The 15230-nt window shown below is 64.7% G+C and carries 14 protein-coding genes; 7 read left to right on the plus strand and 7 right to left on the minus strand.

The genetic code is table 11. The features are described 5' to 3' along the window. The first annotated feature begins 5 nt into the window (after positions 1-5). From H0241_RS20045 to H0241_RS20065, 5 genes are all read left to right on the plus strand, one after another. Positions 6-1010, plus strand: coding sequence for a sugar phosphate isomerase/epimerase family protein (locus H0241_RS20045; protein WP_235984381.1), 1005 nt, complete (start codon positions 6-8; stop codon positions 1008-1010). Then, positions 1007-2041 carry an ABC transporter substrate-binding protein gene (locus tag H0241_RS20050; RefSeq protein WP_181059399.1) on the plus strand — a complete coding sequence of 345 codons (1035 nt, stop codon included), beginning with the start codon at positions 1007-1009 and terminating at the stop codon, positions 2039-2041. The genes H0241_RS20045 and H0241_RS20050 overlap by 4 nt, the downstream gene beginning before the upstream one ends. Positions 2042-2160: 119 nt before the next feature. Further along, positions 2161-3711, plus strand: coding sequence for a sugar ABC transporter ATP-binding protein (locus tag H0241_RS20055; RefSeq protein WP_181059401.1), 1551 nt, complete (start codon positions 2161-2163; stop codon positions 3709-3711). Next, complete coding sequence (locus H0241_RS20060) at positions 3708-4679, plus strand: ABC transporter permease (RefSeq protein WP_181059403.1); 972 nt, start codon at positions 3708-3710, stop codon at positions 4677-4679. The genes H0241_RS20055 and H0241_RS20060 overlap by 4 nt, the downstream gene beginning before the upstream one ends. A 247-nt stretch (positions 4680-4926) precedes the next feature. Further along, entirely contained in the window at positions 4927-5913 is a 987-nt protein-coding gene (locus H0241_RS20065; RefSeq protein ID WP_181059406.1) for an ABC transporter permease, read from the plus strand. A gap of 224 nt (positions 5914-6137) precedes the next feature. Here the strand turns inward: H0241_RS20065 and H0241_RS20070 are convergent, their stop codons facing one another. Together H0241_RS20070 and H0241_RS20075 are read right to left on the minus strand one after the other, a co-directional pair. After that, the gene (locus tag H0241_RS20070; protein WP_181059408.1) at positions 6138-6578 is read right to left on the minus strand and encodes a lipid-binding SYLF domain-containing protein; all 441 of its coding nucleotides are present in this window, start codon (positions 6576-6578) and stop codon (positions 6138-6140) included. A gap of 242 nt (positions 6579-6820) precedes the next feature. After that, complete coding sequence (locus H0241_RS20075) at positions 6821-7837, minus strand: hypothetical protein (RefSeq protein ID WP_181059410.1); 1017 nt, start codon at positions 7835-7837, stop codon at positions 6821-6823. A 199-nt stretch (positions 7838-8036) separates the two neighbouring features. Here H0241_RS20075 and H0241_RS20080 point away from each other — a divergent pair, with 199 nt between their 5' ends. Further along, positions 8037-8705, plus strand: coding sequence for a GNAT family N-acetyltransferase (locus tag H0241_RS20080; RefSeq protein WP_181059412.1), 669 nt, complete (start codon positions 8037-8039; stop codon positions 8703-8705). 19 nt (positions 8706-8724) lie between these two features. Continuing rightward, positions 8725-9930 (plus strand): cytochrome P450, encoded by a 1206-nt coding sequence (locus H0241_RS20085; protein WP_210285006.1) that lies wholly within the window; start codon positions 8725-8727, stop codon positions 9928-9930. Here the strand turns inward: H0241_RS20085 and H0241_RS20090 are convergent. From H0241_RS20090 to H0241_RS20110, 5 genes are all read right to left on the minus strand, one after another. Next, a complete protein-coding gene (locus H0241_RS20090) occupies positions 9914-10828 on the minus strand; it encodes a glycosyltransferase family protein (RefSeq protein ID WP_181059416.1) in 915 nt (304 codons plus the stop codon). The two genes, H0241_RS20085 and H0241_RS20090, sit on opposite strands and share 17 nt — an antisense overlap. Beyond that, positions 10825-11649: an alpha-1,2-fucosyltransferase gene (locus tag H0241_RS20095; protein WP_181059418.1), complete on the minus strand. Its 825-nt coding sequence runs from the start codon at positions 11647-11649 to the stop codon at positions 10825-10827. Before H0241_RS20095 ends, H0241_RS20090 begins: the two co-directional genes overlap by 4 nt. A 322-nt stretch (positions 11650-11971) precedes the next feature. Then, positions 11972-12283, minus strand: coding sequence for a hypothetical protein (locus H0241_RS20100; RefSeq protein WP_328824770.1), 312 nt, complete (start codon positions 12281-12283; stop codon positions 11972-11974). A gap of 136 nt (positions 12284-12419) precedes the next feature. Beyond that, positions 12420-13568 (minus strand): amidohydrolase, encoded by a 1149-nt coding sequence (locus tag H0241_RS20105; RefSeq protein WP_181059422.1) that lies wholly within the window; start codon positions 13566-13568, stop codon positions 12420-12422. A 51-nt stretch (positions 13569-13619) separates the two neighbouring features. After that, entirely contained in the window at positions 13620-15170 is a 1551-nt protein-coding gene (locus tag H0241_RS20110; RefSeq protein ID WP_181059424.1) for a winged helix-turn-helix domain-containing tetratricopeptide repeat protein, read from the minus strand. Between the last annotated feature and the right edge of the window lie 60 nt (positions 15171-15230).

Here is a 15230-nt window from a genome sequence, read left to right on the forward strand (position 1 = left end):
GCACTATGAAACTTGGACTGCTCACCGCGCCGTTTGCGGAGACGCCGCTTGGCGAGGTCGCCGGCTGGGCGCATTCCGTCGGCTTCGAGGCGCTGGAGATCGCCTGCTGGCCGAAGACCTCCGGCGCGACGCGACGCTATGCCGGCACCAGCCATATCGACGCCGCTTCAACCTCGTCCGCGCAGGCGAAAGAAATCGTCGCGTCGCTGACCGAGAAGAAGCTGACGGTCTCCGGCCTTGGCTATTATCCGAACCCGCTGCATCCGGACCCTGCGCACCGCGACGCCGTCATAGGCCATCTGAAGAAGGTCATCGTGCTGGCCGCCAATATGGGTGTTCCCGTCGTCAACACCTTCTGCGGTGGCGATGCCTCCAAGACCGTCGACGTCAACTGGCAGCACGCGCTTGAGGTGTGGCCCGAAATCGTCGCTTATGCGCGCGACCAAGGCGTCAAGCTTGCCTTCGAGAACTGCCCGATGATCTTCAGCTATGACGAGTGGCCGGGCGGGCACAACATCGCCTATTCGCCGCAGGTCTGGCGCCGCATCCTGGAGACCTGGGGCGGCGAGGTCGGCATGAATTTCGACCCCTCGCATCTGGTCTGGCAGATGATCGACCAGGCCCGCTTCATCAGGGAATTCGGCCCCTACATGCTGCATGTCCACGCCAAGGACCTGATGATTGATCATGATGGACTTTATGAGCGCGGGATCCTCTCGGCCGGGATAGGCTGGCAGGTGCCGCGCATGCCGGGGTTGGGCGATGTCGACTGGAGCGGCTTTTTCTCCGGCCCTACCGCGCCGGCTATGACGGCTCCGTCATCATCGAACATGAGGACAGGCGATTTGAAGGCAGCGACGATCAGGTCAAGCGCGGTTTCCTGCTTGCCCGCGACCTGCTGCGACCCTTCGTCAAATGACGAGGTGAATGGCTTGGTTTTGATCCTGTCGCAGCCCGGCAGGAGCAAAACCCTGAAACTGAAAAGACAATGTGGAGGAGTACTGACATGAAGAAAATACTGACCATGGTTCCGCTGCTTGGCGGAGTCGCCTTGCTCGCCTCGGTGGGCGTCTCGTCGGCGGAAGGCAAATACACGATCGGCATTTCCAACACCGTGCAGGGCAATGGCTGGCGTGAGGAGATGGTGTGCGCCATGAAGGCGCAGGCGCTGGCGTCCGGCGAGGTGGCCAAGCTCAACATCGCCCACCGCAACACCGATGCCGCCGGCCAGCTCGAAGACATCCGCAATCTGATCAGCGCCAAGGTCGACGCCATCGTCGTCAACCCCGCCGATCCCGCCGGCATCAAGGCGGGCCTGGAAGAAGCCACCAAGGCCGGCATCGTCGTCGTCGCCGTCGACCAGGCGGTCACCGAACCGTCGGCCTACATCATCTCCAACAACCAGGAACAGTATGCCTATCTTGGCGCCAAATGGCTGTTCCAGCAGATGGGCGGCAAGGGCGAGGTGTTTTACATGCGCGGCGCCGCCGGCGCTTCGGCCGACTCTGATCGCGACAAAGGCTTCAAGAAGGCGCTGGCCGAAAACCCCGGCGTGAAGGTCGCGCAGGAGGTCTTCACCGGCTGGCAGCAGGATCAGGCCAAGCAGCAGATCCTCTCCTTCCTGTCGACGGGAACGCCGTTCAACGGCATCTGGACGTCAGGCATCGACAACGTCATCGTCGACGCGCTGGTGGAATCGCAGGCGCCGCTGGTGCCAATCGTCGGCGCCGACAATGCCGGCTTCGTCGGCCAGCTGAGCTCGGTCAAGGGCTTGGTCGGCGCTGCCGTCACCAACCCCGGCTCGATCGGCGGCGCGGGCGTGACGCTGGCGCTGCAGATCCTCGACGGCAAGAAGCCGGCGCAGCAGACCGTGCTGGTCGACCCGCAGCTGTGGGACAACGCGACCGACGAAGGCAAGGCCAAGCTGAAAGCCGCCGCCGATCCGTCGCTCAGCCCGGAATGGCCGGTCTCGATCTCGATCCCCGAGTGGACGACGTACACGAAGGAGCAGATCGTGGCGTGCAAAGGCCCGGGGGAGTAAGCAACCGCGCCTTCCCTTCTCCCCTTGTGGGAGAAGGGAAGGTCGCCGCTCAACAGTACGCCGCGCGCCAGCGTGGCGTACTGTTGCATTGAACAGACCGCATAAATCGAGAACCCATTTTGACCACCAGCCCCCTCCTCGACGCGTCAGGCGTCGCCAAGAACTACGGCGCGGTCGCAGCGCTGCGCAATGCGTCGCTCTCCGTGCTGCCGGGCGAGGTCCACGCTCTGATGGGCGCCAACGGTGCCGGCAAGTCGACGCTGGTGAAGATCCTGACCGGCGCCGTTCCGGCGAACGCCGGGCGCATCCTGATCCGTGGCGAGGCACGCGACATTCGCTCGCCCGCCGCCGCCCGCCGCGCCGGGCTGTTGCCCGTCTACCAGGAACCGTCGCTGATCCCCGATCTCGACGTGCTGTCCAATCTCAGGCTGACCAGCACGCCGGTCGAGCCGTTCCGCGCCTGGGTGCGTGAGCTCGGGATTCTCGACCTCGATCTGCGCGACACGGCGCGCGACATTCCGCTGGCCGTTCTGCGCGTGCTGGACCTGGCACGGGCGCTGGCCGTCGAGCCTGACGTGCTGCTGCTCGACGAGATGACGGCCGCCCTCCCCGCCAACCTCGCCGAGAAGGTGCTGGAGGTGGTGCGCCGCCAGGGTGACTCGGGCCGTGCCGTGATCTTCATCTCGCACCGCTTCGTCGAAATCTCGGCGCTGTGCGACCGCGCCACCGTACTGCGCGACGGCGAGACCGTCGGTGTCGTCGACATCGTGCCGGGTGTGGAGGAAAAGATCGTCGAGCTGATGCTCGGCACCCGCATCGTCAAGACCCACGTCGCCGCCCGCAGCGCCGCCGAGAAGGCGGCGCCCGCCCCTTCCAGTCCGCGCATCGCCGTGCACAATTTGCGCGTCGGCACCAAGCTCGGCGACGTCTCCTTCGATCTCGCCGATGGCGAAGTCGCCGGCGTCGTCGCGCTCGAAGGCCAGGGCCAGGACGAATTGTTCGCCGCCCTTGCCGGCTCGATCCGGCCATCCGGCGGCACCATAGAGGTCGACGGACAGCCGGTGAAATTCGCGCACCCTATCGACGCCATTCGCGCCGGCATTGCCTATGTACCGGGCGACCGTTCCGAAGCGCTCGCCATGCAGCGCTCGGTCCGTGAAAACATCGCGCTGCCGTTCAGCGCCGCTTTCCGCAACTGGGGGCCGATCAATATGCGGCGTGAGCGCGCGACGGTGATCGGCGCCATCGAGCGGCTGCAGATCGACACCCGTGCGCAAGGCGAGGTGCAGCGCCTGTCCGGCGGCAATCAGCAGAAGGTGACCATCGCCCGCTGGATCGCGGCGGATGCCCGCACCATCCTGTGCTTCGACCCGACGCGCGGCATCGATGTCGGCACCAAGCAGGAGATCTACAAGCTGCTGCGCGAACTCGCCGGCAACGGCAAGTCGGTGCTGTTCTACACCTCGGAGCTGGAAGAGGTGCAGCGTGTCTGCGACCGCGTCATCGTCATCTTCGGCGGCAAGCTGGTCGACATCTTTCCGGTTGAGGAAGCGGACGAGCCGGCGCTGATGCGCGCCGCCTACGGCCTGCCGCGTGGCGCCAAGGCCGATATCGGTATTCTGGCCGATCCCACCGCCCATGCCTCCGATGCCCCGGAGGCGAGGCCATGAGCCACTTCCTGCGCCGCCAGGGCTGGGTCGTCGGTCTGTTCGCCCTGCTCATCGTGCTGTTCATCGCCACCACGATCATCCAGCCGGCCTATGGCAGCAATGATTTCGGCTCGCTCGCGCGCGCCGTGCTGCCCTACGCCTTTGCGGTGGCCGCGCAGACCGTCGTCGTCATCGCCGGCGGCATCGACCTGTCGGTCGCCGCCATGATGGCGCTGACCAGCGTCACCGCGGCGTCGATGATGAACGGTGCCTCAGAGGAATACGCGCTGTTCGTCATGCCCTTCGTTCTGGCCATGGGTTTTGCCCTCGGCGCGCTCAACGGCCTGCTCATCGTCGTCACCCGGGTGCCCGACATTGTCGTGACGCTCGCCATGCTGTTTGTGCTGCAGGGGGCCGCCCTTCTGGTGCTCGATGCACCGGGCGGTGGCATAGCCGAATGGCTGAAGGCGCTGATCTCCGGCACCGTGCCGATCCCCGGCCTGCCCGACGCGGTCGACGCCTGGCTGCCCAAGGCGCTGCTGGTGCTGATCGTCTGCCTCTGCGTCATCTGGATACCGCTCAGGCGCTCGCGCCTCGGCCTCTCCATCTATGCCATCGGCTCGAGCGAGCTGGCGGCGTTCCGCTCCGGCGTGCCGGTCAAGCGCACCCGCATCATCGCCTACGCGCTGTCAGGCCTGTTCGCCGCCTTTGGCGGGCTGGCGCTGACCATGAGCACCGGCATCGGCGCGCCCATTCCCGGTCCCTATCTCTTGGCCAGCGTCGCCGCCGTGGTGCTGGGCGGCGTCGCGCTCGGCGGCGGCAAGGGCGGCCTGCTCGGCCCCATCGTCGCCGTCTTCGTGCTGCGGCTGGTGCGCACGGATCTCACGCTGCTCGCCATCGACCCGAATGTCACAGCCATCATCGAGGGATTGATCATGGTGGCGGTGGTGATGTTCGGCGCGTTTATCACCATGCGGGGGCGGCAATGATGGGTGTGGTGATGCTGGCGCAGCGAGGGGTCGGCGTTCCTGCGCGCCCCCCTCTGTCCTGCCGGACATCTCCCCCACGAGGGGGGAGATTGGCAGCTTTGGCGCCCCACTCTTTTCTGGAACGCTGGAGATTGGCGAAAGCCGCGATGACAGCCAATCTCCCCACAAGTGGGGGAGATGGCCGGCAGGCCAGAGGGGGGCGCCGTAGAGCGCTACCCTTCCTCACTCCATCGCCAAGAGCCGCCCCATGAGCACATCAGCGATTTCCCCTCAATCGGTGCCCTTCGGACGCCGCCTAAAACGCCTCATGGCCGACAGGCCGCTCATCCCGCTGGTCATCCTGCTCGTCATCCTGGTGGTGATCCTGCAGATCCTGCGTCCCGGCATCGTCAACGAGCGCTGGATCGCCAACACCATCAAATTCGCCATCCCCTTGGCGATCCTGGCGGGATGCCAGACCATGACCATGCTGACCGGCGGCATCGACCTGTCGGTCGGCACGGTGGCGACGATTAGCGCCTTCATCATGGCGACGCAAATCGTCAACCAGGACCCGGCGGTGGCGTTTCTTTTGGCGATGATGCCGGCGGTGCTGATCGGCCTCGTCAACGGCATCGGCGTCGGCGTCTTCCGCGTCCACCCGCTGATCATGACGCTGGGCACCAGCCTGATCGGCACCGGCTGCCTGCAGGTCTACCAGCGCACGGTGATCGCATCGGGCGCCAAGATCCCCGACTTCCTCGCCTGGCTCGGCACCGGTGTCACCTGGGGCTTCCCCAACGCGCTTTTGCTGTTCGTGCCGCTGGCAGCCCTCATCGTCTTCACCCTCGCCCGCACCGGCTTCGGCCGCCTGCTCTACGCCGTCGGAGACAACGAGCGCGCAACGCGCCTGTCGGGCGTGCAATACTGGCAGGTCATCACCGCGCTCTACATCACATCCAGCGTGCTCGCCGGCATCACCGGCCTGCTCTATATCGGCCTGATCAAGGCGCCCTCGCTGTCGCTCGCTGAGCCGCTGGTGCTGCCCTCGGTCGCCGCCGCTGTGATCGGCGGCACCTCCATCTTCGGCGGCCGCGGCGGCTACACCGGCACCATCATCGGCGCCCTGATCCTGACCGTGCTGACGACGCTGCTGACCATTTTGCAAATGCCGGAGGGGGCACGGCGGATATTGTTCGGGCTGATCGTGCTGTTCGTGACGGCGGCGTATTTGCGGATTGTGGAGGAGCGGTAGGGCTGACAAACGGCAGCGCCAGCCCCCTCTCCGTCCGCTTCGCGGCCACCTCTCCCCCACTTTGTGGGGGCGAGGAAACGCTAATCCTAGAGGTCGCGGCCTCTGAAAGCTTGGGTTCCTCGCCCCCATGAAATGGGGGAGAGGTGGCTCGGCAAAGCCGAGACGGAGAGGGGGAGTGCCCTATGCGATTGTCCTACACCGGACAATGACGGACGCAACCGCCCCTACTTCAACGAAATCGCCATCCCGCTCAAATCCGCATTCACCTGCAGCCCCACCTGCCGGCCCGTGAGCTCGAGCGTGGCGCCCTTGTCATTGGTCATGACGATCACCTGCGCGCCTTTGCCGAGCGCGCCGCCACCGCCCGCCGCACCGTAAACCCCGGTCGCATCGCGGACCCTGCTTATATGCCGCACGGTGCCCCGGAAATAGGTCTTGGAAACCCCGAAGGCGAAGCCGCCCGAGACCCCGCCGATCGAGATGGGATAGGAGCGGCCATGGAAGGTCAGCGTGCCCTCGCCGCCGGAGCCGCCGACGAAGAAGGCTGCCTTGTAGACGGCAAAGCGGATCGTGCCGCTGTCGGCATGCGCAGCACTGGCAGCGCTGACAGCAACAGTGGCGATTGCCGCAACCGCGAGCGAACGAAAGCTGGATGAGATGGTCATGATGAAAGCTCCACAAGATCGCCGCTCACCCAACAGGCAGGGCTCGTCGGCGTCGAATCTTGAACAATCTCGCCCGTCATTTGGTTCCAAGGCCGACTGCGAGAAGGCCGCAACGGAACGATGGCACGGGCACTTCCTACCCCACCTCCGCAAACAGCCAATCCCTGAAAGCCCTTGCCGGAGCGCGAGAAGTATCCTGTTCGGGCTGATCCTGCCGTTCGCGACGGTGGCGTATTTGCGGATTATGGAGCAGCCTCGGGCAGCGCCCGTTTTCTGTTCCTAAGCACTTTTCGCAGCACCAGCTTCAGCCGCCTGAGATGGTAGCGGCGTCGCAATTTGGCCAGGGCCGCTCGGTGGGCGGCATCGATCTCAACCAGCGAGTCCGGGGCGGACACCTGCGGCAGCGCGAGCAGCGCGTCGGCGTGAAGGTCGGCAAAGGGCTTGGGGTCATAGCTGGCGAACGGCGTCGGCGGATCGCTGAGCACTGTGGGGTTGCTGTTGATCTCGAACACCACCAGCCTGCCGTCCACGAACGTGTAGTCGATGCGTCCATACTGCATATGGGCTTTTTCGAAGACATGCATGACCGCGTCGGCGTCCGGATTCGTATTGATGTAGGTCCTGATTTCGTCGATGTGTGCCGGCAGCAACTCATCGACCGAATTCTTGACGAACCATGATTTCGACATGGCGCAATGCTGGCCATAGATCCTGTCGCCGACCCGAAAGGCCGCGAATTTCCGGTAGTAGCCGTCCGCCGAGGGCGTGCCAATCATCTCCACCACCATCGGCCGCACCAGATTGCTGCCCTCCAGCCGGGCGATCGCGGCGTCCAGCGCCGGCCGGCCGTGCAGCAGCGGCGGCTCGTTGTAAAGCGCGCCCACCTCGTCACGGACGAAAACGGGATAGCGTATCGTGTCCTCCAGCTGGCGCGGCCTGAATACACGAAAAGCGTTGCTCCCGTCGGCATGAAGCAGGCGCAGCAGTTCGAAGCGCTGCAAGCTGGCGGTCGGGTGATTGAGCTGCGTCAGGCCTGTTTTCTCAGCCAGTTCGTCGCTGAGGCTGGCTGCGCGCCTCAATTCGTCGGCAGTCAGCCGATCCATGTCGGACCAGATGACCACGCCGGCGCGAACTCCGCGCAGCAACTCGGCATCCTCATAGCGCACCAGCCGGAACGACGCTTGCAGGTCGGTCCGATGATAAAGCAGCACGACCGCCTGAGTGTAGGCGTGCTCCCTATGCGCCACATAAAATATCATGCGATCCCATTATCCGTAGGTAATTGCAAAGGGAAACCATGATGATTAGAGAGGTTTTGGGAAACTGCGAAACGGTTTCCTTTCGGAGTTCCGTCAAACAAGAGATAGAACAGACTGGCGTTTCCGTGAAGCTGCAAAACCGCATTGGCAAAGACTGCCATGCACCATATGGCGCATTAGAAGTCGAGGCAGCCGACAGATGAATCTAGACAATGTTGCGGTACCTATCCGCCAGCTAGACATGGAAGACATGCCGTTGCTGATGGAGCTTGAGGCTGCCGCCTGGGCCGCACCGCTGCAGGCGAGCGAAGCAACCATCCGCCGCCGGCTGGCACTCGGACACACCATGTTCGGAGCAATCGACGGCAACGTGCTTGCCGGCACCATCTGCTTTGCCGAGACCAGCCAGGACCCGCTGGTGCGCGCCGACTTCCCGGCAGATTTCGATGCCTATGCGTCGCTGCCGCGCAGCGAGCCGGTTTACGCCCTTTACGCCTACAATCTCTGCGTCCGGCCCAGCCATCGCGGCTCCAACACGGCGGTCCGGCTGCTGAAGGAGATGGAGCGCCACGGCCGCCGCCTCGGCGCCCGCTGGCTGATCGGCGATGGCCGCTGCTCTTCCTATGCCGGCTCCTCGGGCGACGAGTATGACCATGTTAAGGCCGATCCTCGGTTCCGCGCCACCATCGACCTCTGGAACCAGACCGGCATAAGACCGCCGCTGGAAGAGATTATCCGCGATCCACTGCTGCGCATGCACTACCGCGTCTACGAGTGCGAGTTCCTCTACGTGATGCCGGACTTCTTCCCACAGGACGCCACGTCAGGCGGTTTCCGGGTCATTTCGGCCAAGGATCTCAAGAAATGACATGCGAGCCCTTCCCGTCATGACAGCTCCGCATTTTGATCCGTTCGCGCTCGGCGACGACCCGTTTCCGCATTTTGCCCGTATGCGCGCTGCCGGCGGCATCGCGCGCGGCATTGCGCCTTACCCCGAGGTCGCCGACGCGCACTATGTGTTCAGCCATGAGCTGGTGTCGAGCGTGCTGAAGCATCCCGCTCTTCTGCAGGCGCCGCCGGGCACATACGAAGAGGTCCGCCGCAAGCTCGTCGACCAGGCGGCGATGGCGCTGCTTACCCGGTCTTTGCTGCTCGCCGATCCGCCGCGGCATGGCGGGCTCCGCCGGCCGGTCGCCGGCTTTTTCTCCAGGCCAGCCATCGAGGCGCTGACGCAGGGTCTTCGTGCACTAAGCCGCGACCTGGTAGACCGGGCGCTGGCCGACGGCCACGTCGACGCCGTTGCCGGCCTCGCCGTGCCGGTGTCCTTCTGGCTGCTGCAGGAAATCCTCGGCATCGAGATTGAGGACCCCTGGGCGCTGAAATCGGTGACCCGCCGCATGGCCAGCGCCTTCGACCTGCGAAAAGAGCAGCCGGCAAGCATCGAGGCCTATCGCGAATGCCAGGCTTTTGTCGAGGAGCGGCTGGCTCGACACGCCTATCGGCCGGACGGGATGGTCGCCGGCATGGTGAGGGAAGTGGCAGAGGGCCGCTGGTCGCGCGAGGACATGGTGGCCAACATCGTCTTCATGCTGTTTGCCGGGCAGGAGACCGTCGTCGACGCTCTCGGCAACGCCCTGGTCGCGCTGGATCGCTTCCCCGAGCAGCGTGCGCTGCTCGAGCGCGGAATTGTCGACTGGAGCAGCGCCGCGGCCGAACTGCTGCGCTATGGCGCCTCGGTGCAATACGCTGTCGCCCGCATCGCGGCGGAAGACATCGACCTCGGCGAAATCAGGATTGCGGCTGGCGAAGCGGTCGTACCGGTACTCGGCAGCGGCAACCGCGATGATGCCGTCTTCCCGAATGGCGACCGGCTGGACCTCACGCGCCCGCCGGCCGTGTCGATGACCTTCGGCACCGGCCTGCATGTCTGCCTCGGCCAGCATGTCGCCCGTATCGAGATCGCGGCGATGATCGAAGCGCTGTTCACCCGTGCGCCCGGCTGGCGGCTTGATGCCGCAAATGCCAAGCGCCGCCCATCGATGTCGTTTTACGGTATGAGCACCGCGCCGCTTGTCTTCAGCCGCGCTGCCTGAACAGCGGCCGCGTCTGGTCGATGACCGCCGGGTCGAGCGATCTGACGATTTCAGCGACTTTTGCCCGCAAGGCGGCGACCGTCGCATCGTCGAGCGGATCGAGAATGTCATTCTGATCTCTCGACGCCCTGTACTCTTCCAGGGACGGTGCCTCGCTGGCCGACGTGAAACCTCCGCCGCGGGCGTGCTTGTCAACCAGTTCCTGTCTCGATTTCACGGCGTAGTGGCGGATCCAGCCAATTTTCCATTCCATCGGCATGGCGGCCGGGTGCCTGTCGAGCGTCATGCCGTCGACCAGCGTCCTGCGCAGCGAGATTCGGAAGCCGTGAGGGTGCGGCATGAACTGCTTGGGATCACGCAGGGCCTTGCGTAGGACCGACGACACGCGGGCAAACGACTTCTTCCAGCGCGCGGTCGGGGCATCATACGTGCCGCGCCTTTGAAACCGTACCGTCACCAGTTCGTCGTCATAGGCCTCTTTGCCATCGCTGCCGAAATTCACCCACCGGAAGGCGGCGCTGCGCACGCCGGGACGGTTCAGCAGCGAGCGGACCAATTCCGCTCCGCTCCAGGGCGGTCCATCGAGCGGCTCAAGGAACTCGTCGGCATCCATGAAGCCCAGATAGCGGTAACCGTGCAGCAATGCCTGCCAGTAAAGATACGAATAGGCCCGCCGCTGCGGCAGCACCGTATCGTGCCGCCAGTCGACCAGCCGGATCCAGCCGGCATCGCGCAACGCCGAGAGCACCGCCGTCTGCGGTCCGGCGGTGCAGTTGTCGGCGATCATCAGATCGAAGCCATGCAGCTTGTGCCACGCGATCCACTCGATCACATAGGGCTGCTCCAGCCTCATGATCGCGCAGATCACCGGCCTGCCGACGGAAAACGGAATTCTCATCGCAACCCCTTCACTGCGCCATCGGCTGCTGCCCAGGGCTCGACCTGCCGGAACGGGATCGCATCGCCGTAAAAGGCTGCGAGTTGCTCGGCAGACCCCGTCCAGTCGCCCATGTCGAACTGGTGGAACCGATAGCGTGGGTCGTCAAGCGGGAGCAAATCGATATCCGGCCTGACGCGCGGGTCGAAGATGCCGGCCACCGGCAGACTGATCGTCCGCGCCGAGGACAACCAACCGGCCAGCCAGGAGAAGCTGCTGACCCCCGCGACGAGATGGCTCGCCCGGCGCAGCGTCTCGAAATCCGTCAATGGCGACGCCTTCGGCGCGAAGGCAGCATCGGGAAAGCGCTGACGCAGGCGCCGGCAATAATCGTTGTCGTCATGGGTCTGGCCGACGAAAACCGGCTTGCGGCCGCTGTCCTTGATGAGCGTCTCAAAGAACCCGAATGGCATCGGACAGTAGTTGCGGTGGAAGCCGTCGAGGATGTCGCCGGCCCGTACATTGATGACGAGGAAATCATCGCCATAGGTCGGCGCGTCGACCGCGCTTCCGTCAAACAGCTTGGATACCTCATCGCGGTCATAATAACCCAGCCTTTGCGCGAAGCCCTTGAACCGGATGCTCCGCGCCCGTTTGTCGCGAAACGCTGCTGTGATCCCGTCGAGGTCGTAGCGGTGATAGCCATCGACCCGAAGCAGGCGATATTTCCACAACAAAGGCGGCCGCACCGAGGCAATGGACCACTCCGGCAGGTCGGCGTTGCAGACATAGCCCCCGGGGATGCGCTTCGCCAGCACATGGCAAAACATGTACTGGAACATTCTGTTCGCGACGCCACCAAACGATCGCATCACGATGGGCACTTGCCGCATTGGACCCCTTTCGTGAAAGATGGCCATTGTGCCCTTGCTGACCGCGATTGTCGCTGCCTCGTGTTGCCCGAGCGAATATTGGTTCAAGATCGCGACATCTCGGCTTCGCCGAATGCTAATTGCCGGGGTCGCGGCCTCGAAAAAACTGGGCTCCTCTCCCCCGAAAAAGCTTGGGTTTCCTCTCCCCCATGGACATGGCGGAGATGTGGCTCGGCGACGGAGTGGGGGACTGGCGCTGCCTTGTGCAATTGCATTGGCTGGGAGGGACGCCCTACGGATATTTCGCCGGCTTTGGCGCGTAGATTTGCGGATCGAAGTCCAGATCCTTCGGCAGCGGCAGGCTCGAGCACTGCAGATGCACCTGGCGGGCAAGCAGCCTTCGCTGCTGCTGCTGATGCTCCTTGGCCGCCGCGACGAGGCCCATGCTGTACGGACCAAGCAGCACGCCGAAGCCCCATCCCGGCTGCCCCTTCTCGCGCGCGTCGTTGGCCATGGCGTCCGTTCGGGCCTGCTGGCATTCCGGCGTCGCCCATTTCGGGTCCTGTGTCGACAGCGAGGCTCCATATTGGACCGGCGAACTCACGCATCCCGCCACTGTCGCGGTTAACGCGACCACCATTGCAATTCTCATCCGCAAGCCTCTCCTAATTTAGGACGGCGACTACCGCACGATTCTAGCCGCAAAAAGGCAGCCCAGGATGCGGATTTCGGAGTACCGCTCAGCCCAGCAGATTGCGCGCCGTGCGCATGAAGATCTTTGAGCCGATCGGGATCAGATCGTCGGGGAAATCATAATCGGGATTGTGCAGCGAAGGCGTGCGCTCGCCGGCGCCGAGGAAGAACATGGCGGACTTGGCCTTGTGGCCGAAAATGCCGAAATCTTCCGAGGCGCGCATCGGCAGGGCTTCCTCGCTGCGCGCCACACCTTCCTCGTCCAGCGCGCGATTGAGATGTTCCACGGCATCCGGCGCGTTGACGCTGGCCACGAAGATCTCGTGATAGTCGCAGCGGACGGACAGGCGATGCTCGCCTGCGATCCTGGCAGCCAGCGCTTCAGCGGCGGCAACAAGCTCGGCCATGCGCTCGTCACGCCTTGTGCGCAGCGTCGCCCATACCTCTGCGTAGCCGGGCGAGATGCCGAACACGGCCTCGCCCATTGTCGCGTGGGTGACGGTCACCATGCTGAAATCGTCATCGGCAAAGGTGCCTCGTCCGAGCGCGGGTAGCAGCGGCATCAGCGCACTCACCGCCGGCATCGGCGACACCCCGGTTTCGGGCATGGACGAATGCGCAGTCTTGCCCTCAAGCACGATGCGCATGCCGCGCGAGGCGCAATTGACCACGCCTTCCCTGAGGCGCACCTCGCCGAACGGCACGCCCGGCAGATTGTGCAGCGAGAAGGCGAAATCCGGAGCGATCTCGCCAAAGCGCGGATCGGCGACAACACCGGCCGCACCATTGCCGGTCTCCTCCGCCGGCTGGAACATCAAAACGACGCGGCCGCGCGCCGGCCTTTCGCGCCCAAGCTGGCGGCCGAGTGCGGCGAGGATCGCGGTGTGGCCGTCATGGCCGCACATATGCGATTTCCCCGGCACCTGCGAGGAATGATCCACGCCCGAAAGCTCCTCGATCGGCAGTGCGTCCAGCTCCGAGCGGAACAACACTGTCGGCCCTGCCTGGCCGCTGTCATAGACCGCCGCCACACCATGGCCGCCGAGGCCGGTCAGCACCTTGTCCGGCCCGGTATCGGCGAGGAAGGAGACGACCTCCTTGGCCGTCTTTTCCTCTTCGTTCGAGATCTCCGGCTGCTGGTGCAGCTTGCGCCGCCACGCCGTCAGCTCGATGATGTCGCGATTGGTCAGGGTCATAGCTGGGCTCCGCTGGTGCTGCGGTCTTCATAGCACGCACTGTTGTGAACACTACTCCGGCAATCCCGCCAACCGCATCGCGTCGGTGACGTCGCCGGCGATCTCCGGCGCCAACCCCACTGCCGCCGACCAGCGGTTAATAGAAAAATGCGGGTCGAGCGCCATCAGCCGCGCGGCCGACGCCTTGGCCTCGTCGAGCCGGCCGAGCCTTGCCAGCGGCGCGGCCAGCCAGCCATGCAGCATGCTGAAGCCGGGCGTCATCTCCACCGCCCGGCGGCCTGCCGCGACCGCCTGTTCGTGCCGGCCGTTGAGAAAATTGCCGAAGCCGATAATGCCGTGCGGCACGCAGTTCATGGCATCCAGCGGGGAGAGCCGGATCGCCTGCTCGCCCCAGTCGACGGCGCGTGCCGCATCACCGCCATAAGCCACCGACACGCAGCCAAAGGCATAGACGAAGGCGCAGGAGGCGCTGAGCGAAAGCGCGGTCGCGAAGGCACTGTCGGCCAGCTTGCGGTCGTGTTCAACCATGCCGATGGTGAAGCCGGCGAGCGCCATCGCCATCGCATCGCCCGGACCGTGCTCGATCGCCGCATGGGCATGGCGGGCCGCCTTGTCGCGATGCTCCGGCCGGAAGCCGCCGCGGATGAACAATGTCTGGTGCGCCCAGGCGGCAAAGCCGTGCGCAAGCGCATAGTTCGGCTCGATGGCGAGCGCCTGGTCCAGCAGCGGCAAGCCCTTGGCAGCGCCCTGCGGCATGAAGGTGTAGACATCGGGCAGCGCGCGCAGCAAGAGATCGTAGGCATCGAGGCTGTCGGGGCGCGTGCGCTTGACGCGCTCGATCTCGGCCCGGCGCAGATTGGGTTCGATTGCCGCGACCACGCTGACGGTGATCTCGTCCTGCAGCGCGAACACATCGGTCAGCTCGCGGTCGTACCGTTCGGCCCACAGATGGCTGCCATCCTCGGCGTCGATCAGCTGGCCGGTGATGCGCACGCGGCTGCCCACCTTTCGCACTGAGCCTTGCAGCACATAGCGCACGCCGAGCTCCTGCCCGACCTGCTTCACGTCGACCGCGCGGCCTTTGTAGGTGAAGCTTGAGTTCCGCGCGATCACGAACAGCCAGCGAATGCGCGACAGGCCGGTGATGATGTCCTCGACCATGCCGTCGGCAAAATAATCCTGCTCGGCATCGCCGCTCATATTGGCAAAGGGCAGCACGGCGATGGAGGGACGGGCGGGAATGCCGAGGTCAGCCTTTGCTTGCTGCACCGGGGCGCTCGTCTGGCCGGCGCCCTCCTCGCGCACGGTGCCGACGAAGCGAAAGCCCCGGCGCAGGATGGTGCGGACAAGGCGCTGCTCCTCGCCGCTGTCCTGAAGGGCATTGCGCGCGGCGTTGACGCGGCTGGCAAGCGTGGCGTCGGAGACGATCCGCCCTTGCCAGACCGCGTCGACCAGATCGTCCTTGCTGACCACCCGCTCGCGGTTGCGGATCAGAAATTGCAGCAGGTCGAAGACCTGCGGCTCGACGGGGACCAGCTCATTGCCACGGCGCAATTCGCGCCGCTCGCCATCCAGAGCAAAATCCTCAAAATGATAGGACAAAATGCTGTCTCCAAATCGTCCGGAAATTGCCGATCAGGCACTTTAGCCGCGTCTTGAGTG

Source organism: Mesorhizobium neociceri (genome assembly GCF_013520985.1).
Taxonomy (GTDB): Bacteria; Pseudomonadota; Alphaproteobacteria; order Rhizobiales; family Rhizobiaceae; genus Mesorhizobium; species Mesorhizobium neociceri.